Raw genomic sequence first — 18,419 nt, 5'->3', positions numbered from 1 at the left:
AGAAAGAGGCGGGCCGCGTTTCGTGCTGCGACGGCGACGATTTACTTCGCCGCTTTAAACGCGATGTCGAACTGCACCGGCACTTCGTTCTCGATGGGGTTGAGCGGCGAGTCGAAGCTGATGTTGTAGTCTTTGCGGAGCATCGTGAACGCGCCTTTGACGCGCCCGACATTGCCCTTGCGATCAAAAAACACCAGCGTGGCAGGAATGGCGACGGTCTTGGTCACGCCGCGAATGGTGAGCTCGCCGGTAATAATGAGCTTCACATTGTTCAGTTCCGCACCGGCGGCCGGCGCCGCACCCGTGGCGCGGATGGACTTGGAGCGGAAGGTGATGGCGGGAAAGGAGTCGGCGTTGAAAAAATCTTTCGACCGCAGGTGGTTGTCTCGCGAGCCGATGCGGGTGTTCACGCTCTTGGCGTCGATGTCGAGGGCAAGCGTGGTGGCCTCGAGCTTGTCGGCGTCAAAGGCGATGGTGGCCGTCCACTTATCCCAGTAGCCCTGGGCGTCGATCATGCGCGAGCTGGCGGTGAAGTTGATCTGGCTATGCGCGTCGTCGCGCACAAACGAGGACTGCGCACCAGCGGCGTTGAGCGCGACGGCCGCGGACAGGAGGGGGAGCAGGAGAGTGCGAATGGGGCGGATCATGGTGACGCTCTGAGAAAACGAGGAGGTGTGGTGGTACCCGGGCACACGAGGCGCGGTCCTTTATCTGACTAATAAGTTACTCAGTAGTGAGATATACGTCAAGTGCCCCCTCAGTTCGCCACCGAACATGGTCACCGCTTCTTGGCTTCGACGTACACGCGCGCTGCCGCCGCCACCCCGACCTGATGCCGCTTGGCCCGCACGGCGAGGGTGATGGGCCCGTCGAACGGTGACCGCGCCGTCACCTTGACGGTGGCGCCCGGGCGGACGCCAAGTGTGGCGAGGTAGCGCAGAAACTCGGAGTCGCGGTCGCTCATGCGCACCACGCGCGCCGTTGCCCCCACCGGGAGGTCGGCAATGCTCTGGAGCCGGCGTTCGTCCACCTTGCCTTCGGCGGTGGGAATGGGCGCGCCGTGCGGATCTTCGGTGGGGTGCCCGAGCGCGGCCGCCATACGTTCCACGAGCTCGGCACTCGCGGCGTGCTCGAGCTGTTCGGCTTCAGCGTGGACGTCGTCCCAGGCAAAGCCAAGCCGCGTGACGAGGTAGCTCTCAATGATGCGGTGGCGACGTATCAACTGGAGCGCCACCGTGCGGCCGGCTGGCGCGAGCCGCGCACCGCGGTAGCGCTCAACCTTCACGAGTCCGAGCCGTGCGAGCCGCTGGAGCATACCGCTCACACTCGCCGGTGCGACACCTAATGCGGTGGCAATAGCGGTCGTCGCAGCGGGCTCCCCGCCCTGCTCCTTCTCATAGATGACCTTGAGATAGTCCTCGGCTTGGCCGGTAAGGGCGCCGTGCGAGGGCTCAGCGGTGCGACGGGTGGCCATCACGCAATTCCTGCGCAGCGGAACCGATTCATCACGCCGACGGGTTCGGGTCGCGCACGAGCAGCACGGGCACCATCGACTTGTGGCGCACTTCGTTCGCGACAGAGCCGTAGAGCAGATCTTTCACAAACCGATGCCCGTGCGTCCCCATCGCAATGAGGTCACACTGTTCGCGGAGCGCGGCGGCCGCGATTTCGGAGGCGGGATCGCCGCTCGCGAGCACGGCGTCCACTTGAAATCCGTCGGCGGCGAGGCGGGCGGCGGTGGCGTCGAGGTAATCGCGATCTTTTCGAATCTCTTCGGACTCGCGGAGCTTGAGTTGGTCGAGATTGCGCGCGGCGAATCCGTCGGCGACGTGAATGAGCACGATCGCCGCACCGCAGTGGCGCGCGAGGGCGCACACGTGCGTGAGGATGGTTTCGTCGGTGCTGGAATGTTCGAGGGGGACAAGCAGGCGCCGATACATCAGGACCACCATCCGCGGAAAGTCTGCACGAGAAGCCAGAGGTTGAGGCCGGCAATCACGAAAGCCACGACCCAGGCGAGGAGTTTGAGCCACTTGGCGTTGACGAACTCTCCCATCTTGGCACGATCGCTCGTGAATTGCACGAGGGGGAAGACGGCAAACGACAGTTGGAGCGAGAGAATGACCTGGCTGAGCACCAAGAGCCGAGCGGTGCCGCTCGCGCCGGACATGGCGGAGACGATGACGGCGGGGATGATGGCAATGCCGCGCGTGATCAGGCGCCGCACCCAGGGGCGGAGGCGCAGATCGAGAAAGCCCTCCATCACGATTTGTCCGGCGAGGGTGCCGGTGAGCGTGGAGTTCTGCCCGCTGGCGAGCAGGGCGAGGGCGAACACCGTACTCGCGCCGCCTACACCGAGGAGCGGCGTCAGCAGTTGGTGTGCATCCTGAATCTCCGCGACCTCGTGGTGCCCTGTCTTATAGAAGGTGGCGGCGGCGACAATGAGAATGGCCGCATTGATGAACAGCGCTATGGAGAGCGCGATGGTGCTGTCGAGAAAGGCGTAGCGCACGGCTTCGCGTTTGCCGACCGCGGTTTCTTCGTAGCGGCGCGTCTGCACGATGGACGAGTGCAAATACAGATTGTGCGGCATGACGGTGGCGCCGAGGATGCCGATGCCAATGTAGAGCTGCTCGCGGTTGGTAAAGAGTTCGGTGGTGGGAATAAATCCGCGCGCGACATCGGCGAGCGCTGGGCGCGAGAGAATGAGCTCAAAGAGAAAGCAGGCGCCAATGGTGGCGATGAGCGCCACGACCAGCGCTTCGAGAATACGAAAGCCCTTTTGCTGCAGGACGAGCACCAGCATCACGTCGAAGCCGGTGATGAGAATGCCTGCGGTAATCGGAATATGGAACAGCAGGTTGAGCGCGATCGCCGAGCCAATGACTTCGGCGAGGTCGCAGGCAGCGATGGCGATTTCGCAGATCACCCAATGGAAGAGGGCGACGGGGCGCGAGTAGTGATCGCGGCAGGCCTGGGCGAGATCGCGCCCGGTCACGATGCCGAGTTTGCTGGCGAGTCCTTGGAGGAGGACCGCCATCAAGTTGGAGATGAGGATGACGGAGAGCAGCGCGTAGCCAAAGCGCGAGCCGCCGGCGAGATCGGTGGCCCAGTTGCCAGGGTCCATGTAGCCGACGGCCACGAGGTATCCAGGGCCGGCAAAGGCCAGCATCTTCTTGTACCACTGCTTGTGGTTCACCGAGATGGTGCGGTGCACCTCGGCGAGCGACGGGGCGTTGCGGGCTCGGCGCCAGCCGTCCGGGCGAGGGTCGGTCGGCGACCCCGACGTTGGCAACGGTGCGGCGACCGGCGCGACCGGCGCGACCGGCGCGACCGGCGCGACCGGCGCGACCGGCGCTACCGGTGTCACCGGTTGCGCGTCGGTGATGGATTCCGCCGATGCCGACGATGCTTCTGAAGAGGATTGCTGATGACTGGCCACTCATATATTTTAGTACGTACTAACTTTTATGCAAGTACATACTCACATTTATCCGGCTGGACCGGGCGCGCGTCGGGTGCGCGCCACGATGGCGGGCGCCTGTGCGCTCGTACTGCTCTCGGCGTCTGCGCTCCGCGCGCAGGACTCCACCCGTTCGCCGCGCGATGCGCAGCCGGAACGCCCCACCGTCGCCACGCACGCAGGGACAGTGGCCCGCGGGTATCTCGAAATCGAGACGGGTGTGGAACGCGACCGTGGGCCGGGTGACGCGCGCAACGTGATTGGCGCGTTCGTGGCCAAGATTGGACTCGCGCCGAATGTGCAGTTCTCGATCTACACCAATGCGTCCGCGCCGGGCAACACGTCGCTCGGCGCGGGCGACGTCGCCCTCGGCGTGAAATGGCGGTTCCTTGACGATCACCCTGTCCTCGGGGATTTCGCGCTATCGCCGTCCGTGAAGTTCGCGACGGGATCGGTGAACAAGGGCACCGGCACGGGGACCACCGACGCGTCGCTGTTGCTCATCTCGAGTCGCGATGTGGGCCCGGTGCACATCGATCTCAATGCGGGGTGGACGCATCGCAGCGGGAATGGCGAGGTGGCCCCGCGCGACGCGTGGGTGTGGACGGCGTCGTTTGGCGGCGCGGTGAGCGGGCCGTTGGGGTGGACCGTTGAGGCGTACGGGTACCCAGGAACTGGGGGAGCGTCTGGGGCGCCGCCGATCGTCGCGGTGCTGGCAGGACCCACCTTTGTAGTGCAGAACTGGCTGGTGCTCGACGTGGGGCTGATCGTGCCGGTGCAGGGCGGGCAGCCGCATGCGCTGTACGGTGGCGTCACGTACAACGTCGGCCGACTGTGGGGTGGCGGGAAGTAGTCGCAGGAACTGAACGACAGGTGCTGGCCGAGCGTAGCTCGGGGCGGTAACGTCAGTTGACCGCTTTCCCGAGCCAATCGATGCGCACTCGTTTTTCACTCTCTGCCGCTACGGCGGCCCTCGCGATCACCGCGTTCGCTGCGCATGCGCAGCAGACGCCGGTGACCGCCGCTGCGGCGAATCCGCAGGCCACCCTTCCCTACGGCGCGACGAGCGATAAGCCCGTCTCCAAATGGACGCCGCCGGCTTCCGCCGGACGACAGCTCACGCTCAACGATCTCCTCGGCTGGAAGGGGATTCGCACGCCGCAGCTGTCCAACGACGGCAAATGGTTTGCGTATGTGATCGCGCCCAATGAGGGCGACGCCGAGGCGATTATTCGCCCGACGGCGGCCGCTGGCAAGGAATGGAAGTTCCCGATTGGCAATGCCTCGGGCGCAGCGGGCGGTGGTGGTGGCCGCGGCGGCGCGGGTGGTGCGACGAGCATCGCGATTTCCGGCAATAATCGCTGGGCGGCGTTCCTCGTGTATGCGTCATCGAATACGGGCGGACGTGGTGGGCGCGGTGGACGTGGGGGTGCGGCACCTGCCGCGGCGGCGTCTGCCACGACACCGGTGAAGCTCGCGGTGGTGAGTCTGGCCGACGGAACCAAGCGTGAGTTCGAGAATGTGCGCGCCTTCAAGTTCTCTGGCGACAAGTCGGACTGGATTGCTGTGCATCACAACGCACCGGCGTCTGGCGCGAGCGCTGCGGCCGGTGCCGCTGGCGGACGCGGTGGCGCCGCTGGCGCCGCTGGCGCCGCTGGCGCCGGTGGAGCCGGTGGATCCGCCACGGGCACGACGCTCGAACTCGTGAATCTCGCGGGCGGTACCACCATTCCGGTGAGCGACGTTACGGAGTTCGCGTTCGACGACAACGGTGACTGGATTGCCTACGCGATTGGTGTGTCCGACCAACTCGGCAACAGCGTACAACTGCGCCAACTCTCCACCGGTATTTCGCGCTCGCTCGACGCGCAGAAGGCCGGGTATCGTCGGCTCACGTGGGGTGACTCGAGCGATGCGCTCGCCGTGCTCCGCGTGGTGAGCGACACGGCCACTGGGGACGAGGACGCGGTGGTGCTCGCGTGGCAGCATGCGTCGAGCAGCGGGCCCAAAACGATGGAAGTGAGCGCCAAGAGCAGCGGCGTGAGCGGCGGACTCGTGGTGAGTTCCGATCGCGCGCTGGAATGGGGCGACAATCAAAAGGTGCTCTACTTTGGATTGCGCGAACCCCGTCCGCCGCGCGCACGGGCCACGGGCGCGACCTTCACGGCACCGAGCCCCGGTGGCACAGCGCCTGGCGCTGGCAACACTGGGCAGGTGGCCGCCGCTCCGCAGACCGACGCCGAAGTGCCGTCGCTCATTCTCTGGCACTACAAGGACGCGCGCCTGCAGGCGCAGCAGCAAGTACAGGAAGCCGCCGACAAGGCGTTCAGCTACCTCGCCGCGTATCACATGTCGGCGAACAAAGTGGTGAAGCTCTCCGACGACAAAATGCGCGACGTCGCCGTGGGCCCCAAGGACACGTGGGCGATTGGCAATGACGCCGCCGAGTATGAACGGGACGCCGGGATTAAGGGGTATGCGTTTCGCGATATGTATGCGGTGAATGTGGCCACCGGTGAGCGGAAGCTCATTCAGAAGAAGTTGCCTGGCGGTGGTGGCGGCGGACGCGGCGGCGGCGGCGCGCTCGCCTTCTCGCCGGACAACGGCAAGTACGTCTACTACGATGTGGGCGAATGGAAATCGTACGACTTTACGTCGGGCGCCACCAAGACAATCACCGCGGGCGTGCCGGCGAAGTTCTGGAATACCGAGGACGATCACAATCAGGTGAAGCCGGCCGTTCCGGGCGGGCTCGTGGGCTGGTCGACGGACAATGCCAGCGTGTATGTGAAGGACAACTGGGACGTCTGGAAGCTGTCGGCCACTGGTGGCGCGGCAGTGAACGTCACGGGCAACGGCTTGAAGGATCAGATCCACTATCAGAATCGTGTGTTGTTCGATCCGCGCGACCGCGGGACGATTGATCCCGCGAAGCCGTTGTATCTCGAGACGTTCGGCGAGTGGACCAAGAAAGAAGGGCTCGCACAGGTGGACGCCGTGAAGGGCGGCGTGAAGATGATTGCCAACGAGGACGCGAAGGTGGATTACCGCCGCGCCCGCGATGGCAACACGTGGGTGTACCAACGCCAGACCGTGGTGAAGTATCCCGACTTCTATGCGGCGGACGACGGCCTCACGAACGAACGCCGCCTCACCGATGCCAACCCGCAGCAGAAGGAAGTGGCGTGGACGCCGGGCGCGCGGCTGGTGGAATACAACTGCGACAACAACGGCGGCAAACACCAGGCGGTGCTCTATCTGCCGGCCGGATACGAGAAGGGAAAGAAGTATCCGATGCTGACGTACATCTACGAAAAGCTCTCGCAGGAGTACAACGTCTACACGGAACCGAACATCACGCGGTATTCCAACCCGAGCGTCTTTACGTCGCGCGGTTATGCGTTCCTCAAGCCCGACATCGTGTATCACCTCAACGATCCAGGGCGTTCGGCCACGTGGTGCATTGTGCCGGCCGTGAAGGCCGCGATTGCCACGGGTATTGTGGATGCCGAGCGCGTGGGGCTACAGGGCCACAGCTGGGGCGGCTACCAGACCACGTTCGTGACGACGCAAACGAAAATCTTCAAGACCGCCGTCGCCGGCGCGCCGCTCACCGACATGACCTCGATGTTCGGCTCGGTGTATTGGAACTCGGGAAGCACCGACGGCTCAATCTTTATTTCGAGCCAGGGGCGTTTTTCCGGTGGCCCCAACGAAGTGCCAGAGGCGTACGCCCGCAACTCGCCGCAGACCTTTGCGCAGAATCTCTCGATTCCGTTCATGATGCTACACAACGATCGTGACGGCGCGGTGGATTTCAATCAGGGGATTACGTACTACAATCACCTGCGCGAGTTGGGGAAGGACGTGGTACTGCTCGAGTACGTGGGCGAAAACCACGGACTCACGCGCCCGGCCAACCAAAAGGATTATGCGCTCCGCATGACGGAGTGGTTCGACACCTTCCTGCGCGACCAGCCGGCGCCCGATTGGCTCAAGGACGGCGTGCCACGCTTGAAGATGGAAGAGCACCTCAAGGCGCGTCGCCCGATGGTGGATCCCAAGGTGGCGCCGGAACCGCCGAAGGTGGTGCCGTAGTCGGCGCACGCATGGAACGCGTGAGCCAGAGCGGCTGACGCGGAGTTTCGTTCAGAATATCTGCAGACAGAAACAAAGCGGCGCCTCACCATCTGGTGAGGCGCCGCTTTGTTTATTCCTTCATTCCTTGGGTTGCGACTTGGTGAACTGCATCCAAAGCCCCCACCCCACCGCCCATCCGAGGAGCGCGCCGAACGTCACGTCGCTCAGGAAGTGCGCGTGGTCGAGGAGTCGCGTGATGCCGCAGCCCCAGGCCATCGCATAGAACACGCACTTGGCGCGCGGGAACATACGCGCCAGCAATGTTGCGGCGCCAAAGGCCACCATCGTATGCGAACTCGGCGTGGCCAGTCCCGCGGTGCTCCACGGGTGCTCGCTCCAGGGGCGGAATATCCATTCGCCGTCGTAGGGCGCTGGACGTTCGCGGCGGATGACGAGTTTGAGCACTTCGCACAGCAGCCCTGCCACCGCGGGTGACCCCACGAGTAGCCATGCACGACGAGTAGCCAGCGGCGCGTTGGTCGCGCGCTCCACGAGCCAGATGGCGAGGGCGACGATCACCCACGTCGGCCAAAAGCCCATCACGCGCAGCAGCCGCGCCCAGTCGAGTGCGTACACGTTGCGATGCCAGACGTGATGGTACGTCCAGCCGTCGGCAAGCGCAGGAATCAGCAGAAACGACAGCGTGATGGCGAGTGCGACCGTGGCGCGCACCGTGAGCGACGCCTTGGCGTACTGCTTCCACACCCTCACGCGATCACCTCAGCGAACTGCTTGAGGATCTGTTCCGTCATTCCCCAGATCACGCGGCCGTCGTAGTGAATGGCGTCGCGCCACATATGAAAGCCGCGCACGAGGATGCGCGTGTTCTTGGTATTCGCAGGATCGAGGATGGCGTCGAGGGGCGCCCAGAAGTGTGCGCCGACCTCATCGCTATGAACAATGGTCACCCCCGGCTCGACGCGCGCCACGTACGGACGCACGATCACCGGTGGCAGCATGGGATTGCGCGGCCGCATTTCGTCGAGCGCGCCGAACACGGCGCCATTGGCCCGCAGATCGATGGCCACTTCCTCGAGCGTCTCACGCACGGCGGTCTCTTCGAGCGACTGATCGGTGGTATCGTAGCGGCCACCGGGGAGTGCCACCTGCCCGCTCCAGGGATCGCCCTCGCGCATGGCGCGCTCAATAAAGAGCAGTTCGAGGCCGCCCTTGGGTGCTGGCCGCAACACGAGCGCCACCGCGGCTTCCCACCATTCTCCGTCACGTTCGGCGAGCAGGGGTGGCCGCGCCTGCACGGCAGCGGCAATGCGACTGAGATGCTCCGCAGCGCGGGCGGTGTTGGCGATCACATCGTTGTCAGACGGCACGCGACGGGGTGCGGGTGGGGGAACTGTGAAGGTCCTACGGGAAATATGCTCCGTTTTCATCATCCGCGCTGGCCTCTTCGAGCGCCGACCGGTGGGTAACTCGTGCGCGGCGGGTACGCGGGATATCTTTGGCGCCATGTCGCTCGCGCTGAAAGTCTTCGTTGCTCTGCTCGCCGGCCTAGCCCTCGGGCTCGGACTCTCCACTATTGGTGGCGAGCCATTGGCACGCATCGTGCCGTTGCTCGAGCCGGTGGGCGCGATCTGGATTGCGGCCATTCGTATGACGATCGTGCCGCTCGTGGTGTCGATGCTGATCGTCGGCGTGGGTGGTGCCCCCGACCCCAAAAGTGTGGGGCGGCTGGGTGCGCGTTGCATGATCTGGTTTGTGGTGCTCCTGAGCGCCGGCGCACTGGTCTCGGTGATCATCGCGCCCCCGATCATCGACCGCATTGCCATTTCCGCTGACGCCGTGGCCGCGCTCCGGGCCAGCGCTGTGAATGCGGCCGGCGCGGCGGTGGAAGGGGCGAAAAAACTCCCGAGCGCCGCACAGTGGTTAGTGGAGTTGGTGCCGATCAATCCGGTAAAGGCCGCGGCAGATGGAGCGATGCTGCCGCTCATCCTATTTTCGGTGGCCTTTGGTGTGGCCCTCACACAAATCGCCGACGAGCGCCGCCGCGCCTTACTTCGCGTATTTGAAGGGCTACAAGATGTTTCGCTCGTGATGGTGCGCGCCGTACTCGCGGTGGCGCCGATTGGCGTCTTTGCACTCGCGACCGCGCTCGCAGCAAAACTTGGCATGTCGGCGGCCGGCGCACTGGCCGTGTACGTGGTGGTGGTATGCACCGTCACGGTGGTATTTGCGGCGGTCGTGCTGTATCCGACGGCAGTCATTTTTGGAAAAACCAAACTTTCCGTTTTTGCGCGCGCCGCATTTCCGCCTCAAGCCGTCGCGTTCTCCTCGCGCTCCTCGATTGCGGCGCTCCCGGCATTGCTTGAAAGTGCGAGTGACCGGCTTGGCATTGCGCCGAGTGTGGCGAGTTTTGTGTTGCCGCTGGCCGTGGCGATGTTCCGCTGTGGCGCGGTGATCGGCCAGGTCATTGGTGCGGTGTTTGCCGCCAAGCTCTTTGGCGTGACGCTCGGCGCTGGGGCACTCGCGACGATCGCGGTGACTTCGGTGGTCACGACCTTTTCCATTCCCGGCATTCCCGGTGGTTCAATTATTATGATGGTGCCCGTCCTCCTCGCCGCCGGCGTACCGGCCGAAGGGGTGGGCGTACTGCTGGGCGCTGACACGATTCCTGATATGTTCCGCACGGCCACCAACGTGACCGGCGATATGGTCATCGTCACGGTGATGGCCGCACGCGAGCGCGCCTCCGGCGACACGGAAGGCACTGCTCACGTACGCCCAACCGCCAACGGCCGCCAGCTCACCACGCAGTGATCGCGCGGTTCCCCCCTTCCGGTTTGCACCTCCGATGATCACGCTCTTCGTGATCGGCATGCTCACGCAGGTCGCCCCTACGCATCCGTTGGTCTGGATCATGCCGTGGGTGGTGGTGCCGGTCGTTCTGATGTGGCGCATGCGAGACTCCGTGTCGCTCGACGCGTATTCCGCCGAAGCGGCTCCCAACGCGCCGCGCGTGAGCATCGTGGTGCCGGCGCGGAACGAAGCGCGCAACATCGAAGCCTGCGTGCGGTCAATTCTCGCGTCGAGTTACCCGAACTTTGAAGTGATCGTGATGGACGACGCGTCAAAAGACGGCACGGGAGACATCGCCCGTCGTATTGCGGTGGAGGATGCTCGCGTGCGCGTGATGACCACGCCCGAGCTGATCAATGGTTGGTTCGGCAAACAGTGGGCCTGCCATAACGGTGCGCTCGAGGCCGATGGCGCATTGTTGCTGTTCACCGATGCCGACACCCGTCACGGCCCCGAGTTGCTCGCCCGCGCGGTGAATGCGTTGCAGGCGCGCGGTGCGGATCTCTTGAGTGTGGCCGGTGACCAGACGATGGAATCGTTCTGGGAGCGCGTACTGCAGTTGCACGTGTTCGCGTTCATTTTTGGGCGGTACGGCGGCATGGAAAAAGTGAGCCGAGCCACCAATCCGCTCGACAAGATTGGCAATGGCCAGTACATGCTGATGCGGAGTGAGGCCTACGACCGTGCCGGCGGACACGCGGCCGTGCGCGACCATGTGGCAGAAGATCTGCGCATGGCGCAGGAATGGTGCCGACTTGGCTTGAGCGTGCAGATCGTTCTGGGCATGGGGCACATGACCACGCGCATGTACGAGGGCCTCGGCGAGATCATGCGCGGGTGGGGGAAAAACATTTACGCCGGAGGCCGCGACACGATCAATGTGGGACCGATCGGGCAGGCGTTGTTGCGCGTGGTCTACCCCGTACCCACGCTCTGGGAGATTGTGCCGACGGTGATGGTTGTGCTGGCGCTGAGCGGTGTGGTTGGGAACGCCTGGCTCGTGTGGGGTGCAACCGTGTACGGCCTGACGACACTGTTTTGGGTGGCCGCGTACCGGTGGGCCAAAACACCGGTGTGGTATGCACTGCTCCACCCGTTGGCGAGCGTCGTGCTGTTTTACGTCTTTGCGAAGGCGGCGTGGAAGGGGAGCGAGGTGGAGTGGAAGGGACGTCGCTACACGTCGCAGTCGCCGCGCCGCTAACTTGAGTGGATGGCCACAGAGCTGCGCGCAGTGCTGTTCGACCTCGACGGCACCCTCATTGATTCGATTGGGTTGATCATTGCCTCGTTCCGGCATGCCTTTGCGGAGTTCGAAGGCCCGCGCCCCGACGAAGCTGAGTTGATTGCGAGCATTGGCACACCGTTGGTGGCGAGCCTTGGCAAGCACGCACGCAGTCCCGAAGAGTTGCAGTGGCTGCGTGACCGCTATCGCGCGTATCAGGTAGAGCACCACGACAATATGGTGAAAGCCTTTCCGGGCGCCGTGGAAATGGTGACGGCACTCCGCGCGCGCGGACTGGCCACAGCAATCGTGACGTCCAAGGGCGTAGAGTTTGCGAGGCGTGGGCTCGCGATCAGCGGGTTTGGTGACGCGTTTCCGTTGCTCGTGGGGATTGAATCCACGGTGAACCACAAACCGCATCCCGAGCCCGTGTTATTTGCGCTCGCGCAACTTGGCGTGGAGCCGGAGCAGGCGGTGTTCATTGGTGACTCGCCGCACGACATCGCGGCGGGGAATGCGGCCGGGGTACGCTCGATAGCGGTGACGTGGGGACCGTTTACGCGAGCGGAGCTCGCCGTGGCGGAACCGTCAGCCTATTGCGATGAGGTGGCGGGGCTGCTCGCGATCATCTAAGCGCGCACGTTTGGATTGCGCAGCGAAGACCGCTCTAACAGCACTCGGCGTCGCCGTGCGGGCGTCCTGATGCAAGCGATCGCTCATCGTCGCGACAGGGTGATGATGGAGCGCGCTCGCGGTCGCGGCACCTTGGGCGCGTGTCCACCATCCGCGCCGCCGCCGACATTCTCGCGACCTGCCGTTCAGCGCGAGCCCTCGACTCCCTCGCCAGCCAGTTTGGTTTTTCCGCTGCGACGCCGCTCGACGCCAACACCGCGCGGGCGCTTGGACTAGACCCCGGTGTGCGGCGTACTGCCGTGAGTGCCGGACGCGGCGCGTTGCGCGCGGTGCGCTTCGAATGTGGAGGCGCCACCGCGACGCGCGAGTTGGTGGCGCGCGTGGCGGCTCGGCTCGCGGCGGAATCACCGCAACTCCTCTGGCTCGTGCTGGCGCTTGGCGCCACGCGCGATGAAGTGGTAATCGCCGCGCCTGCGCCGGGCGGCGATCGGCGCGTGGCGGCGCTGGTGGTAGACCGTCGGCGCGTGACCGAATCCGACGCTGAGACGGTGGTGGCGTTGATCGCCGCGGCGCAGGGGGTGGACTTGCTCGTGCATCAACGCTGGCGCGAGGTGCTTGGCCGCGAGGCACTCACCAAACGGTTTTACCGCGAGCTGGAGCGCGCGGTGGGTGATCTCGCGGCCACCGCGCGCGGCGCGGCGCGTGAGCACACACGGCGGGAGCTCGCCCTGCTGTGCACATCGCGCTTGCTCTTTCTCGCATTTCTCGAGGCCAAGGGATGGCTCGACGGCGATCGCGAGTTCCTTCGCCGTCACTTCGATGCCTGCTGCCTCGCGGGTGGCGGCGTGCACCAGCGCCTGCTCGACCCGTTGTTCTTTGGGACGCTCAATACGCCGCTGAGTAAGCGTGCGGCGAGGGCGCGCGCCTTGGGGCGCGTTCCGTTTCTCAACGGTGGACTTTTTGCGCGCACGCCAGCGGAGCGAGGCGCGCGCGATCTCCGCTTTACCGACGAAGCGTTGGGCCACGTCATCGGTGGCGTGTTGGGCAAGTTTCGCGTCACGGCGCACGAGCACGCCACCGCATGGAGTGAGGCCGCGGTAGATCCCGAAATGCTCGGCCGCGCCTTTGAATCATTAATGGCCGCGCCGGAGCGGCAGACTTCGGGGGCGTTCTATACGCCCCCCGCACTGATTGAGCGCGTGGTAAATGCCGGCATGGAGGCTTCGCTCGTTGCCGCAGGTGTTGAGGAGCAGGTGGTCCGCGATGCGTTGCAGCGGGGAGTCGTACCACGGCGATCGCGCGCGCCGTTCTTGCGCGCACTCGAAGCGATGCGCGTCTGTGATCCCGCGTGCGGCTCCGGCGCGTTTCTCGTGCACGCGCTTGACCGAATTGCTGGTCTGATGGAATTGGCCGGCGATACGCGTGGCACAGGCGACCGACGGCGCGACGTCCTCACACGGGCCATCTTCGGCGTGGACATCAATCCGACCGCGGTCTGGCTCTGTGAGTTACGGCTCTGGCTCTCGGTGGTGCTCGACACGCCCGACGACCATCCGCTCGCTGTTGCGCCGCTGCCAAACTTGGACCGCCACATCCGTGTGGGCGATTCCTTAAGTGGCGACGCCTTTGCCGCGACGTTGCTTGGCGATCGGGTGCACGGTGCGGTGTTGCCTCCCATGTCGGTCACGACGACGTCTGCGGTGGCGCGACTCCGCGGCCGATACAGTCGCGCCACCGGCACGCGCAAACGCACGCTGGCTCGTGCACTCGACCGCGAGGAGCGACTTGCCGCCGTTGCACACGCGTCTGCGCGAGTCGAAGCACTCGCACGCCGTCGTCGCGACCTCATCAGCGCCATTCGCGCACGCGACTTGTTCTCAACACGCTCGGCCCCCACGGCGGAACAGCGTCGCGCGCTTGAGGCATGGCGCAGGGAATCGCGTGAGGCCCGCCGGCAGCTTCGCGCATTGCGCGCCGGGGGGAGTCTGCCGTTTTCATTCGACACGCACTTTGGGGACATTGCCGCGCAGGGCGGATTCACTCTGATCATGACGAACCCGCCCTGGGTGCGGCTGCACAACATTCCCGCCCCCGCTCGAGACGCGTTGCGAGCGCGCTTTCGGAGCTATCGCGATGCCGCTTGGCTCTCGGGAGTAATCGGCACCGGCGCGACGCGCGGCTTTGGCTCGCAAGTAGACCTCGCGGCACTGTTTGTTGAGCGTGCGATTTCGCTTGTGCGGGCAGGTGGGGTTGTGGCTCTTTTGACGCCAACCAAACTCTGGAGCGCCCTCGCGGGGGGCGGCGTGCGCCAGGTCGTGGCGCGTGAGACAACCGTGCTCCGTGTGGAAGATTGGTCCGAGGCGGAGTCGACGTTCGACGCTGTGGTGTATCCGTCGCTCGTAGTGGCGCAGCGGCGTGCCGGTGAAGTACCGACTGAGAGCGGGACTGCGCAACTCTCCGCCGCGGTGCGCCGACGCGATCAGTCACTGGAGTGGCAGATGCCCGCCAACACGCTCGCGCTCGACGCGTCGCCTGGGGCGCCCTGGTTGCTCCTCCCCTCCGATGTGCGACGCGCGTTCGATGCACTGGCGCGCGTCGGGGAGCCGCTGGTCACGTCCAGCGTCGGACGCCCGCTCCTCGGTGTGAAGACTGGCTGCAACGAGGCTTTCCTCGTCTCCGCTCACGATTCTCCGAACCCGCAGCTCCCGACGCGTCCAGTGCTACGCGGCGAACAGGTGCGTGAATGGGGCACCGTCGCTGGCACCGATCGCATTGTGTGGACGCACGACGCTGCCGGCGCTCCGCTCCGGGCATTGTCCGATCCGCTTCGCGCGCATCTCGGACCCTGGCGCCGCCGACTCGAAGCGCGCACCGATGCGCGCGGCACCACCGCGTGGTGGAGTCTCTTCCGCACCGAAAGCGCGCGCGACGATGTGGCACGCGTGGTGTGGAGCGACATCGGAAAATCGCCGCGCGCGGCGGTTCTGCCGGCTGGCGACCACACGGTGCCGCTCAACAGCTGCTACGTCGCACGTGCCGCCACGCTGGACGATGCGTTTGCCTTGGCCGCTCTGCTCAACTCTTCTGTCGCCGCGGCTTGGCTTGCGGCGCTCGCGGAAACCGCGCGGGGAGGCTATCACCGTTACCTCGGGTGGACCATGGCTCGGCTCCCCGTGCCGCACGACTGGCTAGCGGCGCGCGCACGGCTCGCGCCGGTTGGCCGAGCGGCGCACGACGGTCGGCCGCCCGACGCGCACACGCTCACGGAACTCGTGCTGCGCGCTTACGGGGTGCGACACCGTGAGATCGCACCGTTATTGGTGTGGTGCCTCCGTTCGTGACGAGCGACCGTCGCAACGCGATGCGTCAGGCCAGCACGCCTGAGACCACCGCCGAACAACTCCGAGCGGTGCGCGACCGCATTGCGCAGGCGGTTCTTCTGGGAACGTCGGTTGACGGCTGTTCACACCCTGCGTCCGCACCAGCGGTCGCGCTCGGTGAGATCCATTTACAACCGGCGCAACGGGAGTCACTCGCACGAGTTCAGTCTGCCCTGCACGAGTTTGGTGGTGCGCTCCTCGCCGACCCTCCAGGGCTCGGAAAAACTTTTGTCGCGCTCGCCGCCGGTCGCTCAGCGGGCAGCATTCTCGTGGCTGCACCCGCGGCGCTGCGTTCTATGTGGCACGACGCCGCGCATCGAGCGCGCATCGCCATCACATTCGTCTCCCTTGAGCAACTGAGCCACGGCGCTCGGCCGGCCCGCGCGCCGTTCGTGATTGTGGATGAGGCGCATCATGTAAACAACCCTGCTACACGGCGGTACCGCGTACTCGCCGCACTGTGCGCCGGCGCGCACACACTCTTGATCACCGCGACACCCGTCCGAAACCGCTCAGACGAACTCATTGCGTTGCTCGCACTGGTCGTTGGCCCACGAGCCGCGCACTTGGATGACGCCAGTCGCGCTCGGCTCGTCGTACGGCGCCGTGCGCAGGCAGGAGACCGCCCCCGCATCGCCACTACGCGCTGGAAGCGTGCGCCAAGCGGCCCTGACTACGCCGCTATGATTCGCGCGCTTCCCCCTCCTCTCGCCACCCGTGACGGACGCTCCGCACGGCAACTCGTGTCGGTGGGGTTGGCCCGCGCGTGGGCGTCCAGCGCGTCAGCGCTCGACGAAACCCTCCGGCGCCGCATCGCCCGCGGGCTCGCGCTCGACGACTCGCTCGCGGCCGGCCGTCTCCCAAGCACCCGTGAGTTGCGCGCTTGGTTGATTGGCGACGATGCCGTGCAGCTCGCACTTCCAATATTTCACCTGGATGCCGCGGCAGAAACCGACGCGCACGCGCTGGAGCAGCATCGCGCGGCCCTTCACGCGCATATCAACGCGGTGCAAGTATTGCGCGCCGAGGTCAGAGCGTTCGTCGATAGCGACGCCCGTGCCCGCGCACTTCTGCTACGCCGTATTCTTGCGCACCATCCCGGTGCGCGCGCGGTCGCCTTCACGCAACACGCGGCCACCGCGCTCGCACTCTGGCGCGAACTGCGCGCCACCGCCGGCACCGCCCTGCTCACCGGGCGCGGCGCGCGCACCGCCAGCGGCCCGCGCACACGCGCCGAGTTACTGCAGGTGCTCGGCGGTGAGCGGTCACCCGCGACGCACGACGACATCCGACTTGCCATCTCAACGGACGTATTGAGTGAAGGAGTGAATCTCACGGGTACCTCCGTGATTGTGCACCTCGATACCCCTTGGACGCCCGCCGCACTTGAGCAGCGCGCCGGTCGCGCAGCGCGCATGGGGGCGCGGCACTCGGTGGTCACCGTATATGGTATTCGGCCCCCGCGCGCCGCTACACAGCTACTGCGTCTCGATGCGTTACTCGCACGCAAACGCCGCGCACACGCTGGCGCGGTGCGCGGCGCCTCTGCGGCGGCGTTACTGCGCGACGCAGTGCGGCCATGGCTGAGTTCGGAGCACGACGAATTTGAGGGGTCGACATTGATGCCCGACCACGATGCACCACCGGCGCTGGGTTTTGCGTTGAAAGACCACCGCGAGCTCGAGTCGCTGACCGCCGCTTGCTCTGCCCGCCACGCCGGCTTTCTTGCTGTGCTTTCCGATGGCGTGCGTCACTGGCTCACGAGCTCCCGCGGGCAGCGCCCCTCCAGCCTGCTCACACTGGTACGCGCGGCACGGCACGAGCCGGTGCAGACGCCCGTGCGCCTGCTCGAGGCTGCGCAGCGTCGCATCGTTCGAGATATCAACGCGGCACAGGCGCGACACCTCACACGCGCGGATCGAACCGGATCAGCGGCACGCACCGCGCTGTTGCGTCGCATCGATGCGATGGTATCGCACGCGCCAGCGCATCAACGCGCCACGCTGGCCGCTGCGGCCGCCGCATTGCACCTCGCGCTCGCTGTCGCACACGGTGCTGGTGTAGAGGCAGCATTACGCGCCATCAGCGCAGAATCCAGTGCAAACATTCCCACGGCCATATTGCAGTGGCTCACCAAGACCACCGAAACCGTCTCCGCTCTCGCACGCCCCAAACGCCACACGGGCGCGGCGGAAGATTCCGCCGCGCCCGTGCGCCTGATGGCTCTGCTCTTGCTCGTGCCCGAGGCGCGCCCTACCCCTGCTTCGGTGCTTCCAGTGCGCGCGCGTCGGCGCGTTCCGACAGCAGCCTCGACGTAAACCGCTGCCCCTCCGAAATCCGTTCGATCTCAATGGCCATCGCGTCGATGGAATCCTGCAACTGACGGAGTTGCGGTTCCACGTTGCGAGCGCCGCTCTCCACCGCACGATTCCGGCGGTCCACGAACCCGGTCAACAAACGAATGATCGGGTAGCCAAGCACCATCATGGTGATGGACCCAAAGATGATGCCGAGCATCGGGACCACTTCGGGCGGGATATCGTTGTTGTTCACCTTGAAAGCCGGCACGGGCTGCTCGGTGCCGGCGGTCGTCTGCCCGACGGCGACCGGCGCCTTCCCCTGCACGGAACGCGCGGCGTCCCTGGCAGTCTTGGCCGTTTGGGCCGCATCCATCTTGGGAATTGGCGGCAAGGGAGCGTTCGATCCCTGCTGCTGCAGTGCTTCAGGCATGGTTAGTTCTCCGGCCGGTTGGCGCTTCTGCCGTAAACTA

At 65.4% G+C, this 18,419-nt stretch carries 14 protein-coding genes; 7 read left to right on the top strand and 7 right to left on the bottom strand.

Annotated elements, in window-relative coordinates:
* Nucleotides 1-41: 41 nt before the first annotated feature.
* From NTZ43_13040 to NTZ43_13025, 4 genes are all read right to left on the bottom strand, one after another.
* Nucleotides 42-647, bottom strand: coding sequence for a YceI family protein (locus NTZ43_13040; GenBank protein MCX5768138.1), 606 nt, complete (start codon nucleotides 645-647; stop codon nucleotides 42-44).
* 131 nt (nucleotides 648-778) lie between these two features.
* Nucleotides 779-1,474 carry a metal-dependent transcriptional regulator gene (locus NTZ43_13035; GenBank protein ID MCX5768137.1) on the bottom strand — a complete coding sequence of 232 codons (696 nt, stop codon included), beginning with the start codon at nucleotides 1,472-1,474 and terminating at the stop codon, nucleotides 779-781.
* A 31-nt stretch (nucleotides 1,475-1,505) separates the two neighbouring features.
* The gene (locus tag NTZ43_13030) at nucleotides 1,506-1,952 is read right to left on the bottom strand and encodes a universal stress protein (protein ID MCX5768136.1); all 447 of its coding nucleotides are present in this window, start codon (nucleotides 1,950-1,952) and stop codon (nucleotides 1,506-1,508) included.
* Nucleotides 1,940-3,295, bottom strand: coding sequence for an Nramp family divalent metal transporter (locus NTZ43_13025; protein ID MCX5768135.1), 1,356 nt, complete (start codon nucleotides 3,293-3,295; stop codon nucleotides 1,940-1,942). The genes NTZ43_13030 and NTZ43_13025 overlap by 13 nt, the downstream gene beginning before the upstream one ends.
* 175 nt (nucleotides 3,296-3,470) lie before the next feature.
* Here NTZ43_13025 and NTZ43_13020 point away from each other — a divergent pair, with 175 nt between their 5' ends.
* Both NTZ43_13020 and NTZ43_13015 read left to right on the top strand, forming a co-directional pair.
* On the top strand, nucleotides 3,471-4,316 hold the full coding sequence (locus NTZ43_13020; protein MCX5768134.1) for a hypothetical protein: 846 nt from the start codon (nucleotides 3,471-3,473) through the stop codon (nucleotides 4,314-4,316).
* Nucleotides 4,317-4,396: 80 nt separating this feature from the next.
* A complete protein-coding gene (locus tag NTZ43_13015) occupies nucleotides 4,397-7,561 on the top strand; it encodes a prolyl oligopeptidase family serine peptidase (protein ID MCX5768133.1) in 3,165 nt (1,054 codons plus the stop codon).
* 120 nt (nucleotides 7,562-7,681) lie between these two features.
* Here NTZ43_13015 and NTZ43_13010 read toward each other — a convergent pair whose 3' ends face one another.
* Nucleotides 7,682-8,314, bottom strand: a complete 633-nt coding sequence (locus NTZ43_13010; GenBank protein MCX5768132.1) for a phosphatase PAP2 family protein — start codon at nucleotides 8,312-8,314, stop codon at nucleotides 7,682-7,684.
* Complete coding sequence (locus tag NTZ43_13005; protein ID MCX5768131.1) at nucleotides 8,311-8,931, bottom strand: CoA pyrophosphatase; 621 nt, start codon at nucleotides 8,929-8,931, stop codon at nucleotides 8,311-8,313. Before NTZ43_13005 ends, NTZ43_13010 begins: the two co-directional genes overlap by 4 nt.
* A gap of 136 nt (nucleotides 8,932-9,067) precedes the next feature.
* On the opposite strand from NTZ43_13005, the gene NTZ43_13000 reads away from it, so the two are divergent.
* The 5 genes from NTZ43_13000 to NTZ43_12980 all read left to right on the top strand — a co-directional run bounded on the left by NTZ43_13000 (nucleotide 9,068) and on the right by NTZ43_12980 (nucleotide 17,967).
* The gene (locus tag NTZ43_13000) at nucleotides 9,068-10,375 is read left to right on the top strand and encodes a dicarboxylate/amino acid:cation symporter (GenBank protein ID MCX5768130.1); all 1,308 of its coding nucleotides are present in this window, start codon (nucleotides 9,068-9,070) and stop codon (nucleotides 10,373-10,375) included.
* A gap of 34 nt (nucleotides 10,376-10,409) precedes the next feature.
* Nucleotides 10,410-11,615, top strand: a complete 1,206-nt coding sequence (locus NTZ43_12995; protein ID MCX5768129.1) for a glycosyltransferase family 2 protein — start codon at nucleotides 10,410-10,412, stop codon at nucleotides 11,613-11,615.
* A gap of 9 nt (nucleotides 11,616-11,624) precedes the next feature.
* A complete protein-coding gene (locus tag NTZ43_12990; GenBank protein ID MCX5768128.1) occupies nucleotides 11,625-12,269 on the top strand; it encodes an HAD-IA family hydrolase in 645 nt (214 codons plus the stop codon).
* A 140-nt stretch (nucleotides 12,270-12,409) separates the two neighbouring features.
* Nucleotides 12,410-15,610, top strand: a complete 3,201-nt coding sequence (locus NTZ43_12985) for a hypothetical protein (GenBank protein MCX5768127.1) — start codon at nucleotides 12,410-12,412, stop codon at nucleotides 15,608-15,610.
* Nucleotides 15,595-17,967: a DEAD/DEAH box helicase gene (locus NTZ43_12980; protein ID MCX5768126.1), complete on the top strand. Its 2,373-nt coding sequence runs from the start codon at nucleotides 15,595-15,597 to the stop codon at nucleotides 17,965-17,967. The genes NTZ43_12985 and NTZ43_12980 overlap by 16 nt, the downstream gene beginning before the upstream one ends.
* Here the strand turns inward: NTZ43_12980 and NTZ43_12975 are convergent.
* Entirely contained in the window at nucleotides 17,903-18,379 is a 477-nt protein-coding gene (locus NTZ43_12975) for a hypothetical protein (GenBank protein ID MCX5768125.1), read from the bottom strand. The genes NTZ43_12980 and NTZ43_12975 overlap by 65 nt on opposite strands.
* Between the last annotated feature and the right edge of the window lie 40 nt (nucleotides 18,380-18,419).

The organism is Gemmatimonadota bacterium (assembly GCA_026387915.1).
GTDB lineage: Bacteria > Gemmatimonadota > Gemmatimonadetes > Gemmatimonadales > Gemmatimonadaceae > Fen-1231.
Note: the sequence above shows the minus strand (reverse complement) of the source record. Positions and strands in the feature narration are given on the sequence as shown.